General features: G+C 60.2%; 1 protein-coding gene. It reads left to right on the top strand.

All coding sequences use genetic code 11. From position 1 onward, the window contains the following. On the top strand, positions 1–1,387 hold a 1,387-nt coding region (locus H7698_RS31100; RefSeq protein WP_328803790.1), incomplete at both ends, for an immunoglobulin-like domain-containing protein.

The following is a 1,387-nucleotide window of genomic DNA, read 5'->3' on the forward strand; positions in this document are numbered from 1 at the left end:
ACTTCGAGCAGCTGACCTTGGGTCAGAACTCGCTGGAAACGACTGTCACCGACGAACCATCGGGTCAAGGTGATGCGGTCAACATCAGCATCGTCGGCAACGGTCCAGTCCTGGAAAACCAGGCGCCAAGCTTCACCATCACGCTGGACAAGGCACAGTTGGTGCCGCTGACCGTGACCCTGAGCAACGGCCAGACCGTGACCTTCGCCGCTGGCGAAACCTCCAAAGTGCACTCGCTGACCGCGCAAGGTGATGACGTCTACAAAGACGGCGAAACCGTCGAACTGGGCGTTAGCAATGTCACCTCCGGTGGCACCGCGCTGGAAAACCTGGTGATCGGCAACCCAGGCTCAGTGGTCGTTAGCGACACCCCGAGTGAAGTGGTTGCGACCCTGACGGCCGACAAAACCACCGTGGCGGAAGGCGGGCAGATCACCTACACCGTGACCCTGACCAACGCCGCCGGCTTGCCGATCAACAATCACGGTGAGCTGTCGTTCACCCTGACTGACGGCACGGTCGTCACCGTTGCCGCGAACAGCACTTCGGGTTCGTTCACCATCACCGCGCCAGACGATGTTCTGGTCGGCGGTCAGCCGACCATCGTCAACAAGCTGGAATCGGTAACCGGTGCCGACAACTTCGAGCAGCTGACCCTGGGTCAGAACTCGCTGGAAACCACCGTTACTGACGAACCAGGTACCGGCACACCAACCGACAATCAGGGCGACAAAGTCGCTATCTCCATCGTTGGCAACGGTCCGGTCCTGGAAAACCAGGCACCGAGCTTCACCATTACCCTCGACAAGGCACAGTTGGTGCCGCTGACCGTGACGTTGAGCAACGGCCAGACCGTGACCTTCGCCGCCGGCGAAACCTCGAAAGTGCACTCGCTGACCGCGCAAGGCGATGACGTCTACAAAGACGGCGAAACCGTTGTGCTGGGCGTTAGCAATGTCACCTCCGGTGGCACCGCGCTGGAAAATCTGGTCATCGGCAACCCGGGCTCGGTGGTCGTCAGCGACACCCCGAGTGAAGTGGTCGCGACCCTGACCGCAGACAAAACCACCGTCGCGGAAGGCGGTCAGGTCACCTACACCGTGACCCTGACCACCAGCACCGGTCTGCCTTTGACCAACCATCCTGAGCTGACTTTCAAGCTCACGGACGGTACGTTGATTACCGTTCCAGCGAACAGCATCACTGGCCAAGCGACCATCACGGCAGCCGATGACATCGCGTTGGGTGGTCAACCAACCCTCGTCAACAAGCTGGAATCGGTGACCGGCGCAGACACCTACGAAAAACTGACCCTGGGTGAGAACGCCTTGGAAACCAAGGTCACTGACGAGCCAGGTTCGGGCACGCCAACTGATAATCAGGGCGA

Origin of the sequence: Pseudomonas sp. p50(2008) (assembly GCF_015351605.1) — a bacterium.
GTDB lineage: Bacteria > Pseudomonadota > Gammaproteobacteria > Pseudomonadales > Pseudomonadaceae > Aquipseudomonas.